We start from the raw sequence: 18,062 nt of genomic DNA, 5'->3' as shown, positions 1-18,062 counted from the left end.
AAGGCACACATGCCACAGCGGGCGCACTATCCCGCGCGGGCGCCTTGACTCACCACCAGCAACAGGGACAGACGTGTACGACGACGCCGTCGAAGACCTGATCGACGAACTCAGCCGCCTGCCCGGCATCGGCCCCAAAGGCGCCCAGCGCATCACGTTCTGGCTGCTGAAGCGCCCGGCTGCAGACGCTCATCGCCTCGCCGCAGCCATCACCGCCGCCAAAGACCGGGTCGGTTTCTGCAGCCAGTGCTGGAACCTCAGCGAGACCGACCCGTGCCCTACCTGTGCCGACCCGGCCCGTGCCATCGGGATGATCTGCGTGGTGGAGGAGCCGCGGGATGTGGTTGCGATGGAGAAGGCGGGCTTCCGGGGCCGCTACCACGTGCTCGGTGGGGCCCTGAACCCGCTCGAAGGCGTCGGGCCCGAGCAGCTGCGCATCCGCGAGCTGCTCGCCCGCCTCGACAGCGAGTCGGTCACCGAGCTGATCGTGTGCACCAACCCGAACATCGAGGGCGACACGACTGCCATGTACCTCGCTCGCCAGCTCGAACCGCTCGGCGTGCAAGTGACCCGCCTCGCCAGCGGCCTGCCGGTCGGCGGCGACCTCGAATACGCCGACGAGCTCACCCTCGAACGAGCCCTCCGCAACCGCCGCACCCTCACGCCGTAAATCGCTGGACGGATGAGCTGTACCTGCTTACGGTCCGGCTGACACTTCCCCGGCGGCCTGCACTCCCAAGGAGTGCCATGGCTGCCTTCGATCCCGACAACCGAACATCACACGACTTGCCGGTTGCGGTGTTCCGTCCGTCGCCCAACGAGCGTTTGATGGTGGCCGGGCCGTGCCACGCCCGGGCACTGTGCCTGAGTGCCGGTGCCTCGCCGCGAGGCGTCGCTGCAGTGTTCGTGGATCCGTGCGGCGCGCTGCTGGCGATCGCCACCGCACCGGCGGCCGTCGTCGGGGCGATGCTGGTCGACCCGGCACCCTTCGCCCGGTTGACCGAGCTGCTCGCAGCGAGCCGCATCTACCTGGAGGTTCCCGCCGCCGACGCTGCCGCGATCAGCGATGCCGTGCAAGCTGCCCTCTGGCCGCTCTGTGTTGCCACCGAAGTGCTCGCCCGACCCGAGGCCGCCTGAGCCGGCTCGCGCCCCTGCCGTTGCGAGGCGTCGGTGAGGAGGGATCGACCGGATTGGGCGGCTATGCAACTCGCAGGACGATGGCGTCGCCTTGGCCGCCGCCTCCGCACAGCGCCGCTGCACCTAAGCCGCCGTCACGGCGGCGCAGCTCGCTGGCGAGGGTGAGTGCCAGACGAGCTCCCGACATGCCGATGGGATGGCCGAGCGCCACCGCACCGCCGTTGGGGTTCACGATGTCCGGTGACACGCCCAGATCCTCCGTCGACGCCACGGCCACCGCGGCGAAGGCCTCGTTGATCTCGAACAGCGACAAGTCGCTCACGTCGAGGTCGGTGCGCTCGAGCGCACGGCGGATCGCATTCGCCGGCTGGTGCAGCAGGCAGGTGTCGGGCCCAGCCACCATGCCGTACGAGACAACCTCCGCGAGCGGTTCGACGCCGTAGCGCTCGGCGGCCTCGGGCGACATCACCACCAGCGCGCAGCCGCCGTCGGAGATCTGCGATGCATTGCCGGCCGTCACCGCACCGTCGGATGCGAACGCCGGCCGCAGGCCCGACAGGCTCTCGGGGGTTGTCCCGGGCCGGATGCCTTCGTCGTCGAGCACCGTCAGCGGATCGCCGCGGCGCTGAGGGATGCTGACGGCCACGATCTCGTCATCGAAGCGGCCGTCCTTCTGCGCGGCCGCAGCGCGTTCGTGCGACTGGGCCGAGTACTCATCCATCGCGCTGCGCGAGATCCCTGCACTCGCCGCGTCCCGCTCGGTGCCGTCGCCCATGTGACCGTCGTCGAAGGCGCACCACAGGCCGTCGTGGATCATCGCGTCGAGCACTGTGCCCGAGCCCATGCGCATGCCGTTGCGCCCATCGGGCAGCAGGTACGGCGCGTTGGTCATCGATTCCATGCCGCCCGCCACGACCACGTCCGCGTCGCCCGCTGCGATCATCTGGTCGGCCATGTAGATCGCGTTGAGACCCGACAGGCAGACCTTGTTGATGGTGATGGCCGGCACTTCCATGGAGATGCCGGCGTGGGTCGCAGCCTGCCGGGCGGTGATCTGGCCTTGGCCGGCCTGCAGCACCTGTCCCATCACCACGTAGTCGACATCGCCCGCCGCAACGCCGGATCGCTCCAGTGCACCCTCGATCGCAATGCCGCCGAGCTGTGCACCGGTCAGGCCGGCCAGTCCGCCGTTGAACTTGCCGATCGGCGTGCGTGCGCCCCCGACGATTACCGAACCAGAACCCGCATCACGAGCCATTGCAACCCCCTCGCCTGCACCGACGCGCCAGCCCGTGGGCTGGGCGACCGATCTGTGCACGGCGAGTGTACGAAACGGCCTGCGAGGCTGCCCGAGCACCGGCTGCGGCGTGCAAGACGGTGGAACTTGCAGCTCTCTCGCACCGTTAGCGTTCGGGCCCGTGAAGCAGTTCGCTGATGCCATCGATGCCGGCGCGTCCGGTCCCGAACTTGAGGCCATGCCGATCCCGGAGAGCTTCAGGGCTGCCTACGTAGTACGCGACGAGCAGACGATGTTCGAAGGCCGTGCCTCGGCCGACAAGGATCCGCGCGAGGCCACCCACATCGGCGAGGTCGCCACGCCCGAGCTCGCGCCCGACGAGGTGTACATGGCGGTGATGGCCAGCGCCATCAACTTCAACACCGTGTGGACCTCGATCTTCGAGCCCCTGCCCACGTTCGGCTTCCTGGACCGGCTGGGCCGTGAGAGCGCCTGGGGTGCCCGCCACGCGCTCGACTACCACGTGCTCGGCTCCGATGCCTCCGGCGTCGTGCTCCAGTGCGGATCGGCAGTGCGCAATTGGCGTCCCGGCGACCGGGTGGTCGTTCACTGCAACTACGTCGACGATCAGGATCCCGCCGCCCACGAGGACTCGATGAAGGCCTCCAACCAGCGGATCTGGGGCTTCGAGAGCAACTTCGGCGGCCTCGCGGATCTCACCATCGTCAAGGCCAACCAGCTCATGCCCAAGCCGGCGCACCTCTCCTGGGAGGAAGCGGCGGTGAATGCGCTGTGCGCTGCCACCTCGTACCGGATGCTGGTGGGCGACAACGCCGCTCGCATGAAGCAGGGCGACTCGGTGCTCGTCTGGGGTGCGACAGGCGGGCTGGGCGGCTACGCCTGCCAGCTCGTGCTCAACGGCGGCGGCGTGCCCATCGGCGTGGTCAGCTCGCCCGACAAGGCGGAGCTGCTCGGCCAGCTCGGCGTGGAGCACACCATCGACCGGAGCGCCGAGGGCTACCGCTTCTGGAGCGACGATCACACCCAGGACGAAGGTGAATGGCGACGCTTCGGCAAGAAGGTCCGCGGCCTCATCGGCGACGACCCCGACATCGTGTTCGAGCACCCAGGCCGGTCCACCATGGGTGCATCGGTGTTCGCCGCCAAGCGCGGCGGCACCGTCGTGACGTGCGCCGCCACCAGCGGGTACATGATCGAATACGACAACCGGCACCTGTGGATGAAGCTGAAGCGGATCGTGTCGAGCCACTTCGCCAACTACGCCGAGGCGTGGGCGATGAATCGCCTGATCGATCAGGGCCGCATCCAGCCGATCCTGTCGAAGACATTCACGCTCGACGAGACGGGCTTGGCCGCCTGGCAGGTCCACCACAACCTGCACGAGGGCAAGCTCGGCGTGCTGTGCTTGGCCTCGGAGCCGGGGCAGGGCATCACCGATCCCGAGAAGCGCGAGCGGATCGGCGAAGACCGCATCACGCTGTTCGCCCGTCATGCAGCCTCGCTGGAAGCCGCGGAAGGGGCAGCCCGATGATCCTGACCGAGATCGACCACGTCGCCATTGCCGTGAACGACCTGGACGCCGCCGTCGCGTACTACAGCGAGGCGTTCGGAGCCGAGGTGGCCCACCGGGAAGTCGTCGACTCTGACGGTGTGGAAGAGGCGCTGATCAAGGTGGCGGACAGCTACATCCAGCTCACCGCCGCGACGAGACCTGATTCGCCGATCGCCAAGTTCCTCGAGCGCAGGGGCGAGGGCCTGCACCACGTCGGCTACCGGGTGGACAACTGCGCCGCCGCGCTCGAGGCCATGATCGACGCGGGTGCCGTGCCCATCGACACCGCACCCCGGCCGGGCTCGCGCGGCACCACCGTCGCGTTCGTCCATCCGAAAGGCAATCTCGGCACGCTGGTCGAACTCGTCGAGGAATGAGCGCGCGTAGGCTCCCCTGCAAACGGCGGGGCCGCGGAGGTCCGGCCACGTCACGGGTGCGAACGGGAGGGCCTCCATGACGAGACTGACAAAGCGGCTGGCACTAGTGCTCGCGATCGTTGCGCTGCTGGCTGCAGCCTGCACGGGCAGCGACGACAGCGATGCATTCAAGATCGGCTTGGTCACCGACACCGGCAAGGTCGACGACAAGAGCTTCAACCAGTCGGCGTGGGAAGGCGCGCAGGAGGCCGCCGCCGCGCTGGGAGCCGAGGCCGATTACATCGAGACCGAAGAGGCCAAGGACTACGAGAACAACATCAACCTGTTCGTCGAAGACGGTGTGAACGTCATCATCACCGTCGGCTTCGGTCTCGGCGACGCCACCATCGCTGCGGCGAAGGAGAACCCCGACATCTTCTTCATCGGCGTCGACCAGTTCCAGGCCGAGGCGCTTCCCAATCTGGCGGGGCTGATCTTCCCCGAGGACCAGTCGGGCTTCCTGGCCGGCGCTCTCGCGGGCATGCTCACCGAGACCAACATCGTGGGCGCCGTGCTCGGCACCGATCTGGTACCGCCCGTGGTGGCATTCAAGGAAGGCTGGGAGCACGGAGCCCGCTACACCAACTCGGCGGTGGAGACGATCTCCACGTACCACCCCGGCGGTCTGGACGTAGCGTTCGGCGATCCCGACTGGGGTGCTGCCACCGCACGGCAGGCGCTCGACCAGGGCGCCGACATCATCTTCGGCGCCGGCGGTGCCACCGGCAACGGGGCGCTCATCGAGATTGCCTCGCAGGAAGGCGCCTACTGCGTCGGCGTCGACACCGACCAATGGAACACGGTGCCCGAGGCGCAGCCGTGCCTGGTCACGAGCGCCATGAAGCTCATCACCCCGGGGGTGGCTGACCTGGTTGCTCAAGCCGAAAGCGGCGAGTTTGCCGGGGGCAACTACCTCGGCGAGGTCGGTCTGGCACCATTCCACGACTTCGACAGCATCGTCACCGACGACATGCGGGCGACGCTTGACGACGTCTTGGCCGGCCTTGAGGCCGGTGAGATCGACACCGGGTGGCCGCCGGGCTGATCCAGCGAGGCACGAGCTGAGCTGGTTGCTGCGGGCCGCGGGAATCTCACCTCACCGTGAGCGTTCCCGCTGCTCCGCAGGCGCCCGCTGAGACAGATCCGACAGGCAGTCCTGGCACGACCGACGACAGCCGCCGCGTGATGACCAGAACGGTGCTGCGCGCCGCGGCGGTGCCGCTGGCATCGGTGGTGCTGGGGCTCCTTCTAGGTGCAGTGCTCATCACCGTGCAGGGCCACTCGGTGCTGAGCGCCTATGGCGCGCTGGTGCTCGGCGGGGCCGGCGACGCCGATGCGCTGCTGCGCACCCTGCAGAAGGCGACGCCGCTCGTCTTCGGCGGGTTGGCTGTTGCTTTCGCTTTCAAAGCGGGCCTGTTCAACATCGGCGGGCAGGGCCAGCTGCTGGTCGGCGCAGCGTTCGCTGCGGGCGTGGGCTTCGGGCTCGAGGGCGTGCCGCTGGTGGTGCATCTCCCGCTGGCGCTGCTGGTCGGTGGTGCTGCAGGCGCCGCCTGGGGCGCCATCGCGGGCGTGCTGAAGGCCACGTCGGGCGCCCATGAGGTGATCGTCACGATCATGCTCAATTTCGTGGCCGGCAATCTCACCGATTGGCTGGCCGCGAACCCCTGGCAGGACCGATCGGGCTCCAACATCATCGCCCGGACCCCGCTGGTGGAGCCGTCGGCGGAGATCCCCACGTGGGAATGGCTGCCGGCGGGCTTCGTGCTGGCGGTGATGGCCGCATTCGCCTGCTGGTTCATCCTCGAGCGCACCACCTACGGCTTCGAGGTGCGCAGCGTGGGCGCGAACCGTCACGCCGCTCGCTACGCGGGCATCTCAGTGGGCTGGATCATGGCGTCGACCATGGCGGTGGCGGGGCTGCTGGCCGGCCTCGGCGGGGCGATCGAGTCGCTCGGCGTCGACGGTCGTTTCGAGGCTGGGGTGAACGTGGGCCTCGGCTTCGAAGGCATCACGATTGCGCTGCTGGCCCGCACCAATCCCATTGCCGTCATCCCTGCCGGCCTGCTGGTGGGCTTGATGGAAGCGGGCGCCGCCAAGATGCAGTTCGAGTCGGGGGTCGCGCCCGAGATCATCGACGTGATCCAGGCGCTGATCCTGCTGTTCGTGGCGGCACCGTTGATCGTGCGGTGGCTGCTGCGGCTGCGTGATCGGCCAGATGCGCCGGATCGACGCCTGACGCTCGGTGCGGGGTGGGGCCGATGACCGCCCCGGGCGGTGCTGCCACCAGACCGGATTTGGCGTTGGCGTCAAGAGATGCCGGCCTGCCTGGCTGGTCGCCGCAGCGCATGTGGTCGGTGGCGGGGGCCGTCGTGCTGGTGGCACTGGTGTGGGGCTTCTACGTCTGGGACGGGGCGCAGACCACCGCCGTGCTCGGCGGCACCGTGCGCGCCGCCACCCTGCTGGTGCTGGGCGCCATGTGCGGGATGATCGGCGAGCGTTCGGGCATCGTGAACATCGGCATCGAAGGCCAGTTCCTGATGTCGGCGTTTACGGCCTTCACCGTGGCGTCGATGTCCGGCTCGCTGTTCTTGGGTGTGGTCGCGGGCGTCAGCACCGGTCTCGCGATGGGCTGGATGCTGGCTGCGATGTCGGTCGGGCTGCGAACCGATCAGATCATCGCCGGCACGGTCCTGAATATCGCGGCGCTGGGCCTGACCTCGTTCTTCTACGACCGGGGGCGCTCGCTGGGCCAGCCGAAGTATCAGTCGATCGAGCTCGGCCCGCTCGCCGATCTGCCCGTCGTGGGCACGGCGCTGTTCAACCGCCCGCCGCTGACGTACTTGGCGCTCGTGCTGGTGGTAGTGCTCCATGTGCTGCTGCTGCGCTCGGTGTGGGGGATGCGCACGACCGCGATCGGCGAGCACCCTGGCGCCGCGGCCACCGTGGGCATCGATGTGATCCGGCTGCGCTACTGGAATGTGACACTGGCGGGCGGCTTGGCCGGCCTCGGCGGCGCGTACTTGGCGCTGGAGTCGGTGGGCACATTCACCCGGGCGATGTCGGGCGGGCGGGGCTTCTTGGCATTGGCCGTGATGATCTTCGGTCGCCGCACCCCGCTGGGCGCCTACGCGGCGGCGCTGTTCTTCGGCTTCACCACGGCACTGCAAGGCCAGTTCCAGCTCAACGACACGTTCGACATCCCGGCGCAGTTCGTGGGGATGCTGCCGTTCGTGGTCACGATCATCGTGGTGGCGGCGGCAGGCCTGTTCGGCCGCATGCGCGACCCGGCCGCGCTGGGCCAGCCCTACGAGGTCCGCTGATGGCGACCGCTACCGAGACTGTTGTTTCGCAGGCGGAACCCGAGGTGCTGTTGGCCGGCCACGGGATCACCAAACGCTTCGGCCCGGTGGTGGCCAACGACGATGTCTCGGTCGAGCTGCGGCCTGGGCGGATCCTGGCGCTGCTGGGAGAGAACGGTGCGGGCAAGAGCACCCTCGTCAACGTGCTCTTCGGCCTGCACCGGCCCGATGCGGGTCAGGTCGTGATTGCCGACGAGAACGTGGAGCTGTCGAGCCCGCACGACGCCATCGCCCGCGGCGTCGGCATGGTGCACCAGCACTTCCAGCTCGTGCCGCCGATGAGCGTGGTGCGCAACATCGTGCTCGGTGCCGAGCCGCGCAAGCTCGGCATGATCGATGTGGCCCAGGCGCGCCGCCGGGTGATGGACCTGGCAGACCGGTTCGGACTCGGAGTCGACCCTGACGCGGCGGTGGAGGACCTGCCGGTCGGGGCCCAGCAGCGGGTGGAGATCCTCAAGGCGCTGTACCGCGATGCGCGGGTGCTGATCGCCGACGAGCCGACCGCGGTGCTCACCCCGCAGGAGACCGACCACCTGCTCGGCGTGCTGCGTGGCTTGACCGACCAGGGCGTCGGCATCGTGTTCATCACCCACAAGCTGCGCGAGGTCATGGCCGCGGCCGACGACATCGTCGTGCTGCGCGAGGGCCGGGTGGTGGGCACCACCACGCCTGCGCAGACCAGCGAGGCGGCACTGGCGGAGCTGATGGTGGGCCGCGCAGTGGATCTGCACGGCGACCGGTTCGAGTCGGGTGCCACCGGCGTCGGATCGGCAGTCTCGACGACTGCTGCCCCCAGCGACGAAGCCCCGATCGCCGAGGCTGGCGAGCGGCCGGTGGTGCTCGACATAGCTGGCCTCTGCACCGATGACGACCGCGGCCAGCGAGCCGTCGACGAGCTGTCGCTCACGGTCCGTGCCGGCGAGATCGTCGGTGTCGCCGGCGTGGAGGGCAACGGCCAGCGGGAGCTGGTGGAAGCCATCACCGGCCTGCGCCACGCCACGGCCGGCACCGTGTCGATCAGCGACCGGGATGCGTCGGGTGCACGGCCGCGCCAGGTCACGGTGATCGGCGTGGGGCATATCCCCGAGGACCGGGCCAAGCACGGCCTCATCGGCTCCTACTCCGTGGCCGACAACTCTGTCCTCAACCGCTACTTCAAGCGGCCCTTCGCGGCGGGCGGCATGCTGCGGCGCGACCGCATCGACTCCCACGCCCGCGATGTCGTGGCAACCTTCGACGTGCGGACGCCCGACGTGGAGTCCCCGGCCGACAGCCTGTCGGGCGGCAACAAGCAGAAGCTCATCGTGGGCCGCGAGTTCTCCGACGAGATCGACCTGCTCATCGCGGCCCAGCCCACCCGCGGCATCGACATCGGTGCCATCGAGTTCATCTGGCGCCGCATCCGCGAGCGCCGCGATGAGGGCACGGCAGTGCTGCTGGTGTCGGCCGAGCTCGACGAGGTGCTGGCGCTCAGCGACCGTGTCGCCGTGATGTACGAGGGCCGCATCGTGGCCACGGTCGATCCCCGCAGCGCCACCCGCGAGGAGATCGGCCTGCTCATGGCCGGAGCGGCCCCCGGCGCAGCAATCGGCAGCTAGACAACCCGATCGCTGCCGCCGTCCTGGGGGATCTGAGCACCGGTGGTGTGGGCGAACGCGGGGCCGCACATCTGGCCGATCAGGGCGCCCACATCGGCTGATGCCAGTTCGCGGCCGAGCAGGTTGCGCCGCCGGTACTGCTCGGAGGTGAGCCCGTAGCTGGCGGCACGCTGGGCGATGAGCTCGTCGGACCACAGCCCCGTGTCGAACACGCCGTCAGGATGCACGACGTTGACGGTGATGCCGTCGGGCGCCCATTCGAGCGCCGCGACACGGGCGAGCTGCGTCAGCGCCGCCTTCGACGCCGAGTAAGCAGCAGCGCCCCTACCGGGCGCGGGCACGTTCTTCGAACCGACGACGACGACCCGCCCCCCGGTTGGAGAGTGCCGCAGCACCCGATGAGCCGCAGCGAGGGTGTTCGCTGCGCCGCTCACGTTGATGTCGAACGTCTGCTGCCAGGCCGTGACCAACCCGTCCTCGGTCGCCAGGTCTCCCAGCGGTGCCGAGGGGCCGAAGATGCCGGCCGCTGCCACGACGATGTCGATGCCCCCGAAGCGCTCGACCGCGCCGGCAACCGCTGCGGTCATCGCATCGGGGTCGGTCACATCGGCCCCGATGCCGAGCCATGCCGAACCGTGCAGTGCCGGCGGCCGGCCGCCGCTGTCATCGTCGTACGTGATTGCGGGGTCGACATCGATGCCGACCACGGCCGCGCCTGCTGCCGCCAGCGCCGCGGCTGCAGCCCGGCCGATGCCCGACGCGGCACCGGTCACCAGCGCCACCTGTCCGGCCAGGGCAGCCGGCGCGCCGGCGCGCGCCAGCTTCGCCTGCTCCAGCTCCCAATACTCCACTTCGAACAGGTCGGACTCGCCGAGCGCGACGTATCCCCCGAGGGTCTCCGCTGCGTTGATGACGTCGATGGTGTGCAGGTAGATGTCCGCGGCGATGTCGCAGTCGACGGCTCGGCGTCCCGCAGTCCACAGCCCGAGTTCGGGGTCGAGCACCACACGCGGCGCAGGGTCCAGCATCGTGAGCTGGCTGCCGCTGGCGTAACGGGCCGCATTGCGCTCGAAGTAGGAGCGATAGTCCTCGATGAAGGCGTCCACGTCACGGCCCACCATCGGGAACTGCTTGGTGCGGATGATGTGATCGGGCGTCGCCGGTCCCCGCTGCGCCACCGAAGCCAGGTCATCACGGCCGCAGAACGCCTCAGCCCGCTCGTCATGCACGGCGCGCAGCAGCATCGGCGTTCCGGCCGCGGCAGAGATTGCCGCGCGCAGGTCCGCCACCGACTCGACGTCGTCGGGGCTGACACGACGCCCGCTGCGGCCCTCGGTCGCACCCGCATTGCTCTCGCCGAATGAGGTGACGCCCGCATCGGCAAGGCACTGCTCGGCTTCGCTGATCCGGTCGATCATCGAGTCGTAGGCCAGGCGCGTGGTCTCGCCGAAGGTGAAGATGCCGTGGTTCAGCAGGACCATCGCTTCGGTGCCATCGTGGGCTTGCGCCTGCCATTCGTTCGCACAGCGACGGGCCAGATCGAAGCCGGGCATCACGTAGGGCACCACGACGGCCCGGTCGCCCCACAGGTCTCGCACCCTGGCGTCGCCGTCGGCGGTGTTGGTGAGTGCCAGCACGGCATCGGCGTGGCTGTGCAGCACTGCGCGATGAGGCAGCAGCGCATGCAGGATCGCTTCCACTGACGGGTTCGGGGCGCTGGCATCGAGCAGGTGGATCCGCAGCTGGTTCACCATCTCGGTGTCGCTCAGCGCCGCCAGCTCTGCCAGACGCCGGACGGGCTCCATGCGCAGCGGCGCGAAGCCGGGCGGTTCGATGGTCGCGAGATCCCAGCCGCTGCCCTTCACCCACAGCGTCGGGACCGGTTCGCCCCAGGCGTCGGTGCTGTGGCCCTTGATGGAGGTGTTGCCGCCGCCGTGCAGCACCAGCGCCGGGTCGGCCCCCACCAGGCGCGAGCCGTAGGTGATCTCGCCGAGGTCGCCCAACTCGGCCCAGCGCGCCGCCTCGCTGGCATCCCAGCGATTCAGCACCGGCCCGCCTCCGATCCGGCTGGTTCAGCCTCGGCCAACGCTTGGGCAATGGACTCGCCATACGGCGGTCGCAGCACGCCTGCGTCGGTGATGATCGCCGTGATCAGACGCGCAGGAGTCACGTCGAATGCCGGATTGACGGCTTTCGCATCTTCCGGCGTCAGACGCTGCCCGCCGGCGTGATGAACCTCATCGGGGCTCCGCTGCTCGATGACGATCCCGTCGCCCGATGGCACGGCTGCGTCGATGGTTGTGGTCGGCGCCGCGACGTAGAAGCCGATGCCCGCATCGGCGGCGGCCAGAGCGTGGGCCAGCGTGCCCACCTTGTTGGCAGTGTCGCCGTTGGCAGCGATGCGGTCCGCGCCCACGATCACGGCGTCCACCTCGCCTCCCGCGATCAGCGACGCCATGGCACCGTCGGGCACGACCGACACGTCGATGCCCGCGTCCGCCAACTCCCATGCGGTGAGACGGGCACCCTGCAGGAGCGGGCGCGACTCTGCCGCCAGCACGCGCACCGGCTCACCGGCAGCAGCCTTTGCATAGAACGCGGCCAGCGCTGTTCCGATGCCCGCGGTTGCCAGGCGCCCTGCGTTGCAGTGCGTGGCGATCACCGTGGCCTCCGCAAGCACCTCTCGCCCGAGCCGACCGATCTCGGCGCATGCCCGAGCGTCTTCGGCGCCAATGGCCAAGGCTTCCTCCAGCAGCCGCCGCCGCAGTTCGTCAACGCTGCCTGCACTGCCGCTGTTGCTGTCGACGTTCGTGCTCGCGCCGAAGAGCTCTGGGGCGGCGAGCGCAGCGTCGATCGTGCGATCCACCGCCCATCGCAGGTTCACCGCGGTCGGGCGGGCGTCGCCGATCTCGTGCCGCAACCGCTCCAGCAACTCGCGTGCCGCGTCCAGCGAGTCGGGTTGCGCCTCGTCGAGGCCGACAACCAGCGCAAGCGCCCCGAACGCACCGAGCGCTGGCGCCCCCCGGATGGCAAGCCGCTCGATGGCATCCACGGCACTGGCCACATCACGCACATCGAGCAGCACCAACTCGGCCGGCAGCCGCGTCTGATCGATGATCTCGATGCTGTCGCCCGTCCAGCGCAGCGTCGGCGTAATGGCTGCAGCGTCCATGCAGCCGACAGTCTCGCGCCCACGTGCGACGTTTCCGGCGTCGCGAAGATCTCCGCATGCTTCGCAGCGCTGTCGAGTACAGCGTCTCGCCGAAAATTGACCAATCGTTTGCCGGAGTAGCGGGTACCGTGACGCGGCACAGGGAGAGCGACGGTGACTCCAGACGAGACACGAGACTTCTTGACCGAAATGTTCGGCCAGATCGGCGAGCGGTTCGACCGCGTCGATGAGCGATTCGACACGGTGGATGCGCGCATGAACCAGGTCGAGCAAAAGGTTGATCAGCGATTCGCGGAACTGGCAGCCGTCAATAACTCGCTGATCGACGCCGTCGCCGACATCAACAAGCGGCTGGGCTGAACACCTGCCACGACTGGTAGCGCTGGCGATCGGCGGCAGTGATCGCTTCGTCGCGGAGCTGCAGCGAGCTTGGGATGCCGGCGATGCAGTCCTGCCCGTCGATCAGCGACTCCCGGCCGCTGCGCAGGAGTCGCTCATCGAGCGCATGGGCGCCAGCGTGGTGGTGGACGCCACGGGCCGCCACCGCCGCCGAGGTGGCTGGGACATCGAGGCCGGCGACGCGCTCGTCATGGCCACCAGCGGCAGCACCGGAGATCCGAAAGGCGCGGTCCTCACCCACGCAGCCATAGAGGCCAACGCCATGGCAACCAGCTCCGCGCTCGCCGTCGACCCCAGCACCGACCGCTGGCTGGCATGCCTCCCCCTCGCACACGTCGGCGGCCTGGCAGTGGTAGTCCGCGCACTGCTGACCGACACACCGCTGGAAGTCCACGACGGCTTCGACGCAGCCGCAGTCGAAGCAGCAGCCCGCCACGGCGCAACCCTCACCTCAGTAGTGCCCACCGCGCTTGCGCGCATGGACGCAGCAGCGTTCCGGGCAATCCTGCTCGGCGGCTCCGCCATGCCACCCCAACGGCCCCCCAACACCGTCGCCACCTACGGCATGACCGAGACCTTCAGCGGCGTGATCTACGAAGGCTGGCCGCTAGAAGGAGTAGAGCTGCGCATCCACGACGACGAAGTACAGCTCCGCTGCCCAATGCTCCTGCGCTGCTACCGCGACAACAGCGACCCCCGAACAAACGACGGCTGGTTCCCCACAGGCGACGCCGGCGCCCTCTCAGACGAAGGCCAGCTCTCAGTCTTCGGAAGAGTCGACGACATGATCACCACCGGAGCCGAAAAGGTCTGGCCAGTAGCAATAGAGCGGATTCTGACGGAGATGCCGGTTATCGCTGACGTGGCAATTGTCGGCCGACCAGACCCCGAATGGGGCCAAGCAGTAACAGCAGTAGTAGTCCCCACCGACCCCACCCAACCGCCCGCACTCGAAGCCGTGCGTGACGCGGTGAAAGAACATCTCCCCGCCTACTGCGCCCCCCGCAATCTCGAACTCGTCAACGAGTTGCCGCAGACGCCCCTCGGCAAGACACAACGCTGGAAAGTCTGAAAGCCAAAAGCTCAACCAGCCACAGAAGAAGCCTCAGTAGGCACGGCCAGATAACCGCCAGCAGGCACCACATCCTCCGGCAAAGCCTCAGCAAACAAAGTCGCAGTGCCGATGCCGTGCACTCCATGCGGATCAACCGCAACAGCGGTCTCGCGAGCAATCCGCAACCCCGCAGGCCCGCAGATAAACGACGACACCACCGAGCGAACACCACGCATCGCCGCCCGGCGGGCCAAGTCGTAGGTGGCATGCGGGCCGCCCAGCACGGCAGGCTTGAGCACCGCCACCTCGATGGCGCCCACCTCGACCAGCCGGTCGAGCGACGCCGGGTCGCGCAGATGCTCATCGGCAGCAACCGGCAGCCCGACAGTCCGGCTGATCTGCGCCCAGTCCGCCGCCTGTGGCGTCGGTTCCTCCACGAACTCGATGTCGAGATGACCGACACGTCGCAGCACCTTCACCGCCGTGGAGCGGTCCCATCCCCCATTGGCATCCAGCCGCAGGGCCACGCCCGCAGGGAGCGCCCGTCGCACCGCGGCGATGCGCGCCGCCTGTCCGTCAACGGATGCGTCGGCACCGCCGTTCGGCTCGCGGGCTGCCACCTTGAGCTTCACCGCCAGATGGCCCGCCGCAGCGGCACGTGCGGCACGCTGCGCCGCAGCTTCAGGATCGAGATCCGACACGAGCGCATGCACCGCGATGCGTCGCTGGGTGGGCGCCTCTCCTGCGAGCAACGTGGCCAGCGTGACCCCTTCGATCTCGGCGTCAAGCTGCGTCAATGCAGACTCGACAGCGGCAGCGGCACACGGCTCGGCGGGCGGTTCCCCCTCGGGATCGTCGGCCCAGCGCTCCAGAGCGGCAAGCGCCTCGTCATAGGTCTCCACGCCGAACCCCGGCAAGGGCGCCGCCTCGCCCCGGCCCACGCACGCGTCGTCGCCCACCCGCACCTCGATGCCGCGCCGCACGGTGATGGAACCGTGGGCGGTCAGCAGCGGCCGGACCAGCGGCAACTCGAATTCGGCCAACGTCGCCTGCACTGGCCGAACGCTATTGCTCTGCCGCCCCAAGTCAGCATGTGCGGTGCCCGCGCACGGTGGACGCAATGGCACTGTTCAGTCGACCGACGGCAACGCCATACGCTCATCGACCATCTAAGCCGGGAGGCACGCCCCAGTGCCAGACGACGCAGCGCCAAGCAACACGGCCATCGATTGGGCCGAGCTGCGCGCTCGGGCGCACGAGGCGTCGCGCACGGCGTATGCGCCGTACTCGAACTTTCATGTGGGCGCGGCAGGCCTCGTCGACGACGGTCGGATCGTCACCGGCTGCAACGTCGAAAACGCCTCGTACGGGCTGACGCTCTGCGCCGAGTGCGCCTTGGTCTGCGATCTGCACGGCGGTGGGGGAGGCCGCCTGGTTGCGGTGACCGTCACCGATGCAGATGGCGAACTGCTTGCTCCGTGCGGTCGCTGCCGCCAACTGCTGCTCGAAGCAGGCGGTCCCGACTGCGCGGTGAACGAGAACACCACCGTTGCCGAGCTGTTGCCCGGCGCATTCGAGTTCCCGCTTCCGCAGGACTGACAGCTCTCAGTACGCGTCGAGGTGCCGACGGATCGCCGTGGCGCAATCGTCGGGCACTTCGAGGTGCGCGGCGTGGCCCGCGCCGGCCAACACGATCAGCTCGCTGGCGGGCAGCAGGCCGTTCATCTCGTGGCCGATGGCGACGAACTTGGTGTCCAGCTCGCCGCACATGAGCAGCGTCGGTACGTCGAGGGCGCCCAAGCGATCCCAGAGCGGCATCATCGAGCCCGTTCCGGCGGCACGCAGCGAGTTCGCCAGCCCGGTGGGATCGGAGCGCAGGCGCTGATCGATGGACGCCTGCCACGCCTCGGGGCCGAGACTCGCCCGGAGCGGATCCCACATCGGCAGGCCCATCCACTCGTCCACGAAGCGGGCCAGGCCGTATTCGTCGATCCGACCGGCGAGTGCCTCATCGGCCCGGCGGCGCTGTGCCCGTTCCGAGGCATCCGCGATCCCGGCGGTGGCGCTGATGAGCGTCAGCGACCTGCAGATCTCCGGGTACGTGGCGGCCAGCGCAAGTGCCACGCGGCCGCCCATGGAGTAACCGACAACGTGGCACGGCCCGCCATCTAGGCCAGTCGCGAGTACGGCCACTGACGCTGCCATGGCCTCGACGCTGTAGGGCGCGAGGTCGGCGGGGGAAGGGCTGCGGCCGTGGCCGCCCAGGTCCACGGCGATGCACCGCCAGTCGTCCAGCCGTTCCACCAGCGGTGCCATCGCCTCGGCACTGCCGGTGAATCCGTGGACGACGATGACCGGCTCGCCGCTGCCGGTGACCTCAGCGGCGAGCTGCAACGGTTCCGACAGCGGCATTACTGCGAGCGGGGCTCTGCGCCCCGGACTGCCGCCGCGACTGCGTCGGCCAGGCGCCGGTGCTGATCCCGGTTTGCGTCCGCGTCGACATCGATCGTGATGACGCGCACGCCTCGATTCGACCCGGGAGCGGCCAGCAGCGCATGCAGCTCGTCACACGAGCCGATGTGGTGGTGCTCGAAGCCCATGGCCGCGGAGAGTCCGCTCGCCAGCTCCGCGCTGCTGCGTTCAGGTGGCGTCGTCAGCAGACGGTCGAACGCTCCGGGGTCGATGACCCCGTAGGCAGGCAGGAACGAGAAGATCGTGCCGCCGCCGTTGTCCACGACCACCACGGTGAGATCCAGCCCGCCAGACCCGCCATGGGTGGCTGGCACAGTGTCGAACGCTCCCACGAGCCCGCCGAGATCGTGACGGAATGCCAGGTCGCCGACCAGCACCGCGGTCGGGGTTCCCGACGCTGCCACGCCGGTCGCAGCGGAGATCACGCCGTCGATGCCGCTCGCACCTCGGTTGGCGTGCACTGCCAGCGGCTCGGCGCGGGCTCGCAAGTACGAATCGATGTCGCGCACCGGCATCGAGTTCGACACATACAGCGCGTGACCCGCCGGAAGGCTGCGCCCCAACTGGCGAGCCACGCCGGCTTCCAGCAACGGTTCAGCGTCGAGCAGGCCGTCGATTGCCGCGGCGGCACGTGCATCCGCATCGGCCCACCGCTGCGCCCATCCGGACTCCGGCGACAACAGCGTGCGGGCCGTATCGGTCACGGCCTCCGGCCCGATCGTCAAGTGCAGCGAGACGCTGAAGCTCCCATCGGTCCAGGTGCTGGCCGGATCGACGAATGCGAACGCCGGGCGGTGCCGCTCGATCCACAGCCGCAGCGGCTTGCATGTCGGCGCGCCGCCGATGCGCAGAACCGCATCGGGCGGCTCGGCGTCGGCCCACGGCGTGCGCAGCAGCAGGTCGTGATGGTCGTTCACCACCACCCCGTCCAGCTGACGCCGCAGCTGCGAGCACGGCTCGGCCAGCAGCGGCCACCCAGAGGCCCGGCAGAACTCCGCCACTGCGTCCGCCCACCGGTCCCCATCCCACATGGGTCCGGCCACCACCACCCCTCGCTCGTGCGCCGCCGCCCACTCGCTCAGCACGGCAGCGGCTCCAGGGGCTCCCGAAACGGCATATTGAGGTGCACGGGACCAGGGTTCGAGCCGGTCGCCTGCTCCACCGCCCGGGCAGCGGCGACGCCGAACCACCGCACCGCCTGATCAACCGGCAACTCCGAGGGCACCGGCGTCTCGCAGAACCAGCGCACGTGGCTGCCATACAGCCCGTGCTGATCGATGGTCTGCCCCGCTCCCCAGCCCCGCAGCTCTGGCGGCCGGTCCGCGGTCAGCACCACCAGCGGCACGCAGGAATAGTGCGCCTCGACCACCGCCGGCAGGTAGTTGGCCGCCGCAGTGCCTGACGTGCACACCAGCAGCACGGGCCTTCCCGAGCCCTTGGCCAGCCCGAGCGCGAAGTACCCGGCCGATCGCTCGTCGATCCGGACCCACGTGCGCAGCCCGGTGGTGGCATCGACGGTGAGTGCCAGCGGCATCGATCGTGAGCCCGGCGATACCACCGCATCGGTGATGCCCGCGCCCACGAGACCCTCGCACAGCGAGCGGCACGCCGAATAGGCAGCATCGTCGTCGGAGATCTGCATGCC

The 18,062-nt window shown here is 69.1% G+C and carries 19 protein-coding genes; 11 read left to right on the top strand and 8 right to left on the bottom strand.

Annotated features, from left to right (window positions below):
- The first annotated feature begins 73 nt into the window (after positions 1-73).
- Entirely contained in the window at positions 74-670 is a 597-nt protein-coding gene (gene recR, locus ACOQPE_RS04585) for a recombination mediator RecR (RefSeq protein ID WP_420610715.1), read from the top strand.
- A 77-nt stretch (positions 671-747) separates the two neighbouring features.
- Positions 748-1,137, top strand: a complete 390-nt coding sequence (locus tag ACOQPE_RS04580; protein WP_420610714.1) for a hypothetical protein — start codon at positions 748-750, stop codon at positions 1,135-1,137.
- Between the two features lie 61 nt (positions 1,138-1,198).
- On the opposite strand, the gene ACOQPE_RS04575 is transcribed toward ACOQPE_RS04580, so the two are convergent.
- Positions 1,199-2,395, bottom strand: coding sequence for an acetyl-CoA C-acetyltransferase (locus ACOQPE_RS04575; protein WP_420610713.1), 1,197 nt, complete (start codon positions 2,393-2,395; stop codon positions 1,199-1,201).
- A 217-nt stretch (positions 2,396-2,612) separates the two neighbouring features.
- On the opposite strand from ACOQPE_RS04575, the gene ccrA reads away from it, so the two are divergent.
- The 6 genes from ccrA (at position 2,613) to ACOQPE_RS04545 (ending at position 9,320) form a co-directional block, all read left to right on the top strand.
- Entirely contained in the window at positions 2,613-3,926 is a 1,314-nt protein-coding gene (gene ccrA, locus ACOQPE_RS04570; RefSeq protein WP_420611354.1) for a crotonyl-CoA carboxylase/reductase, read from the top strand.
- Positions 3,923-4,324 carry a methylmalonyl-CoA epimerase gene (gene mce / locus ACOQPE_RS04565; protein WP_420610712.1) on the top strand — a complete coding sequence of 134 codons (402 nt, stop codon included), beginning with the start codon at positions 3,923-3,925 and terminating at the stop codon, positions 4,322-4,324. The genes ccrA and mce overlap by 4 nt, the downstream gene beginning before the upstream one ends.
- Before the next feature lie 76 nt (positions 4,325-4,400).
- Positions 4,401-5,408, top strand: a complete 1,008-nt coding sequence (locus tag ACOQPE_RS04560; protein ID WP_420610711.1) for a BMP family ABC transporter substrate-binding protein — start codon at positions 4,401-4,403, stop codon at positions 5,406-5,408.
- A gap of 140 nt (positions 5,409-5,548) precedes the next feature.
- A complete protein-coding gene (locus ACOQPE_RS04555) occupies positions 5,549-6,625 on the top strand; it encodes an ABC transporter permease (protein WP_420610710.1) in 1,077 nt (358 codons plus the stop codon).
- Complete coding sequence (locus tag ACOQPE_RS04550; protein WP_420610709.1) at positions 6,622-7,683, top strand: ABC transporter permease; 1,062 nt, start codon at positions 6,622-6,624, stop codon at positions 7,681-7,683. The genes ACOQPE_RS04555 and ACOQPE_RS04550 overlap by 4 nt, the downstream gene beginning before the upstream one ends.
- A complete protein-coding gene (locus ACOQPE_RS04545) occupies positions 7,683-9,320 on the top strand; it encodes an ABC transporter ATP-binding protein (protein ID WP_420610708.1) in 1,638 nt (545 codons plus the stop codon). The genes ACOQPE_RS04550 and ACOQPE_RS04545 overlap by 1 nt, the downstream gene beginning before the upstream one ends.
- On the opposite strand, the gene ACOQPE_RS04540 is transcribed toward ACOQPE_RS04545, so the two are convergent.
- Together ACOQPE_RS04540 and mtnA are read right to left on the bottom strand one after the other, a co-directional pair.
- Positions 9,317-11,368 (bottom strand): bifunctional aldolase/short-chain dehydrogenase, encoded by a 2,052-nt coding sequence (locus tag ACOQPE_RS04540; RefSeq protein ID WP_420610707.1) that lies wholly within the window; start codon positions 11,366-11,368, stop codon positions 9,317-9,319. The genes ACOQPE_RS04545 and ACOQPE_RS04540 overlap by 4 nt on opposite strands.
- Complete coding sequence (gene mtnA, locus ACOQPE_RS04535) at positions 11,362-12,492, bottom strand: S-methyl-5-thioribose-1-phosphate isomerase (protein WP_420610706.1); 1,131 nt, start codon at positions 12,490-12,492, stop codon at positions 11,362-11,364. Before mtnA ends, ACOQPE_RS04540 begins: the two co-directional genes overlap by 7 nt.
- A gap of 153 nt (positions 12,493-12,645) precedes the next feature.
- Between mtnA and ACOQPE_RS04530 the strand changes: the two genes are divergently transcribed.
- Complete coding sequence (locus ACOQPE_RS04530) at positions 12,646-12,852, top strand: hypothetical protein (protein WP_420610705.1); 207 nt, start codon at positions 12,646-12,648, stop codon at positions 12,850-12,852.
- On the opposite strand, the gene ACOQPE_RS04525 is transcribed toward ACOQPE_RS04530, so the two are convergent.
- Complete coding sequence (locus ACOQPE_RS04525; protein WP_420611419.1) at positions 12,833-13,132, bottom strand: hypothetical protein; 300 nt, start codon at positions 13,130-13,132, stop codon at positions 12,833-12,835. The genes ACOQPE_RS04530 and ACOQPE_RS04525 overlap by 20 nt on opposite strands.
- Here ACOQPE_RS04525 and ACOQPE_RS04520 point away from each other — a divergent pair.
- Complete coding sequence (locus tag ACOQPE_RS04520) at positions 13,082-13,963, top strand: AMP-binding protein (protein WP_420611353.1); 882 nt, start codon at positions 13,082-13,084, stop codon at positions 13,961-13,963. The two genes, ACOQPE_RS04525 and ACOQPE_RS04520, sit on opposite strands and share 51 nt — an antisense overlap.
- 11 nt (positions 13,964-13,974) lie before the next feature.
- On the opposite strand, the gene menC is transcribed toward ACOQPE_RS04520, so the two are convergent.
- The gene (gene menC, locus ACOQPE_RS04515; protein WP_420610704.1) at positions 13,975-15,000 is read right to left on the bottom strand and encodes an o-succinylbenzoate synthase; all 1,026 of its coding nucleotides are present in this window, start codon (positions 14,998-15,000) and stop codon (positions 13,975-13,977) included.
- A 136-nt stretch (positions 15,001-15,136) separates the two neighbouring features.
- Between menC and ACOQPE_RS04510 the strand changes: the two genes are divergently transcribed.
- On the top strand, positions 15,137-15,544 hold the full coding sequence (locus ACOQPE_RS04510; protein ID WP_420610703.1) for a cytidine deaminase: 408 nt from the start codon (positions 15,137-15,139) through the stop codon (positions 15,542-15,544).
- A 6-nt stretch (positions 15,545-15,550) separates the two neighbouring features.
- Here ACOQPE_RS04510 and menH read toward each other — a convergent pair whose 3' ends face one another.
- Genes menH through menD form a run of 3 tightly spaced genes read right to left on the bottom strand, consistent with a single transcriptional unit; the run spans position 15,551 to position 18,059 of the window.
- The gene (gene menH / locus ACOQPE_RS04505; RefSeq protein ID WP_420610702.1) at positions 15,551-16,357 is read right to left on the bottom strand and encodes a 2-succinyl-6-hydroxy-2,4-cyclohexadiene-1-carboxylate synthase; all 807 of its coding nucleotides are present in this window, start codon (positions 16,355-16,357) and stop codon (positions 15,551-15,553) included.
- Entirely contained in the window at positions 16,357-17,502 is a 1,146-nt protein-coding gene (locus tag ACOQPE_RS04500; RefSeq protein WP_420610701.1) for a hypothetical protein, read from the bottom strand. Before ACOQPE_RS04500 ends, menH begins: the two co-directional genes overlap by 1 nt.
- Complete coding sequence (menD, locus tag ACOQPE_RS04495) at positions 17,496-18,059, bottom strand: 2-succinyl-5-enolpyruvyl-6-hydroxy-3-cyclohexene-1-carboxylic-acid synthase (RefSeq protein ID WP_420610700.1); 564 nt, start codon at positions 18,057-18,059, stop codon at positions 17,496-17,498. The genes ACOQPE_RS04500 and menD overlap by 7 nt, the downstream gene beginning before the upstream one ends.
- Between the last annotated feature and the right edge of the window lie 3 nt (positions 18,060-18,062).

This window comes from Candidatus Poriferisodalis sp. (assembly GCF_965219595.1).
Taxonomy (GTDB): Bacteria; Actinomycetota; Acidimicrobiia; order Acidimicrobiales; family Poriferisodalaceae; genus Poriferisodalis.
Note: the sequence above shows the minus strand (reverse complement) of the source record. Positions and strands in the feature narration are given on the sequence as shown.

Bases quoted from the DNA above. Each gene is read 5' to 3' on its own strand.
- ACOQPE_RS04580 (WP_420610714.1), top strand. From the start codon at position 748: ATGGCTGCCTTCGATCCCGACAACCGAACATCACACGACTTGCCGGTT.
- ACOQPE_RS04575 (WP_420610713.1), bottom strand. From the start codon at position 2,395: ATGGCTCGTGATGCGGGTTCTGGTTCGGTAATCGTCGGGGGCGCACGC.
- ccrA (WP_420611354.1), top strand. From the start codon at position 2,613: ATGCCGATCCCGGAGAGCTTCAGGGCTGCCTACGTAGTACGCGACGAG.
- mce (WP_420610712.1), top strand. From the start codon at position 3,923: ATGATCCTGACCGAGATCGACCACGTCGCCATTGCCGTGAACGACCTG.
- ACOQPE_RS04560 (WP_420610711.1), top strand. From the start codon at position 4,401: ATGACGAGACTGACAAAGCGGCTGGCACTAGTGCTCGCGATCGTTGCG.
- ACOQPE_RS04555 (WP_420610710.1), top strand. From the start codon at position 5,549: ATGACCAGAACGGTGCTGCGCGCCGCGGCGGTGCCGCTGGCATCGGTG.
- ACOQPE_RS04550 (WP_420610709.1), top strand. From the start codon at position 6,622: ATGACCGCCCCGGGCGGTGCTGCCACCAGACCGGATTTGGCGTTGGCG.
- ACOQPE_RS04545 (WP_420610708.1), top strand. From the start codon at position 7,683: ATGGCGACCGCTACCGAGACTGTTGTTTCGCAGGCGGAACCCGAGGTG.
- mtnA (WP_420610706.1), bottom strand. From the start codon at position 12,492: ATGGACGCTGCAGCCATTACGCCGACGCTGCGCTGGACGGGCGACAGC.
- ACOQPE_RS04520 (WP_420611353.1), top strand. From the start codon at position 13,082: ATGGCCACCAGCGGCAGCACCGGAGATCCGAAAGGCGCGGTCCTCACC.
- menH (WP_420610702.1), bottom strand. From the start codon at position 16,357: ATGCCGCTGTCGGAACCGTTGCAGCTCGCCGCTGAGGTCACCGGCAGC.
- menD (WP_420610700.1), bottom strand. From the start codon at position 18,059: ATGCAGATCTCCGACGACGATGCTGCCTATTCGGCGTGCCGCTCGCTG.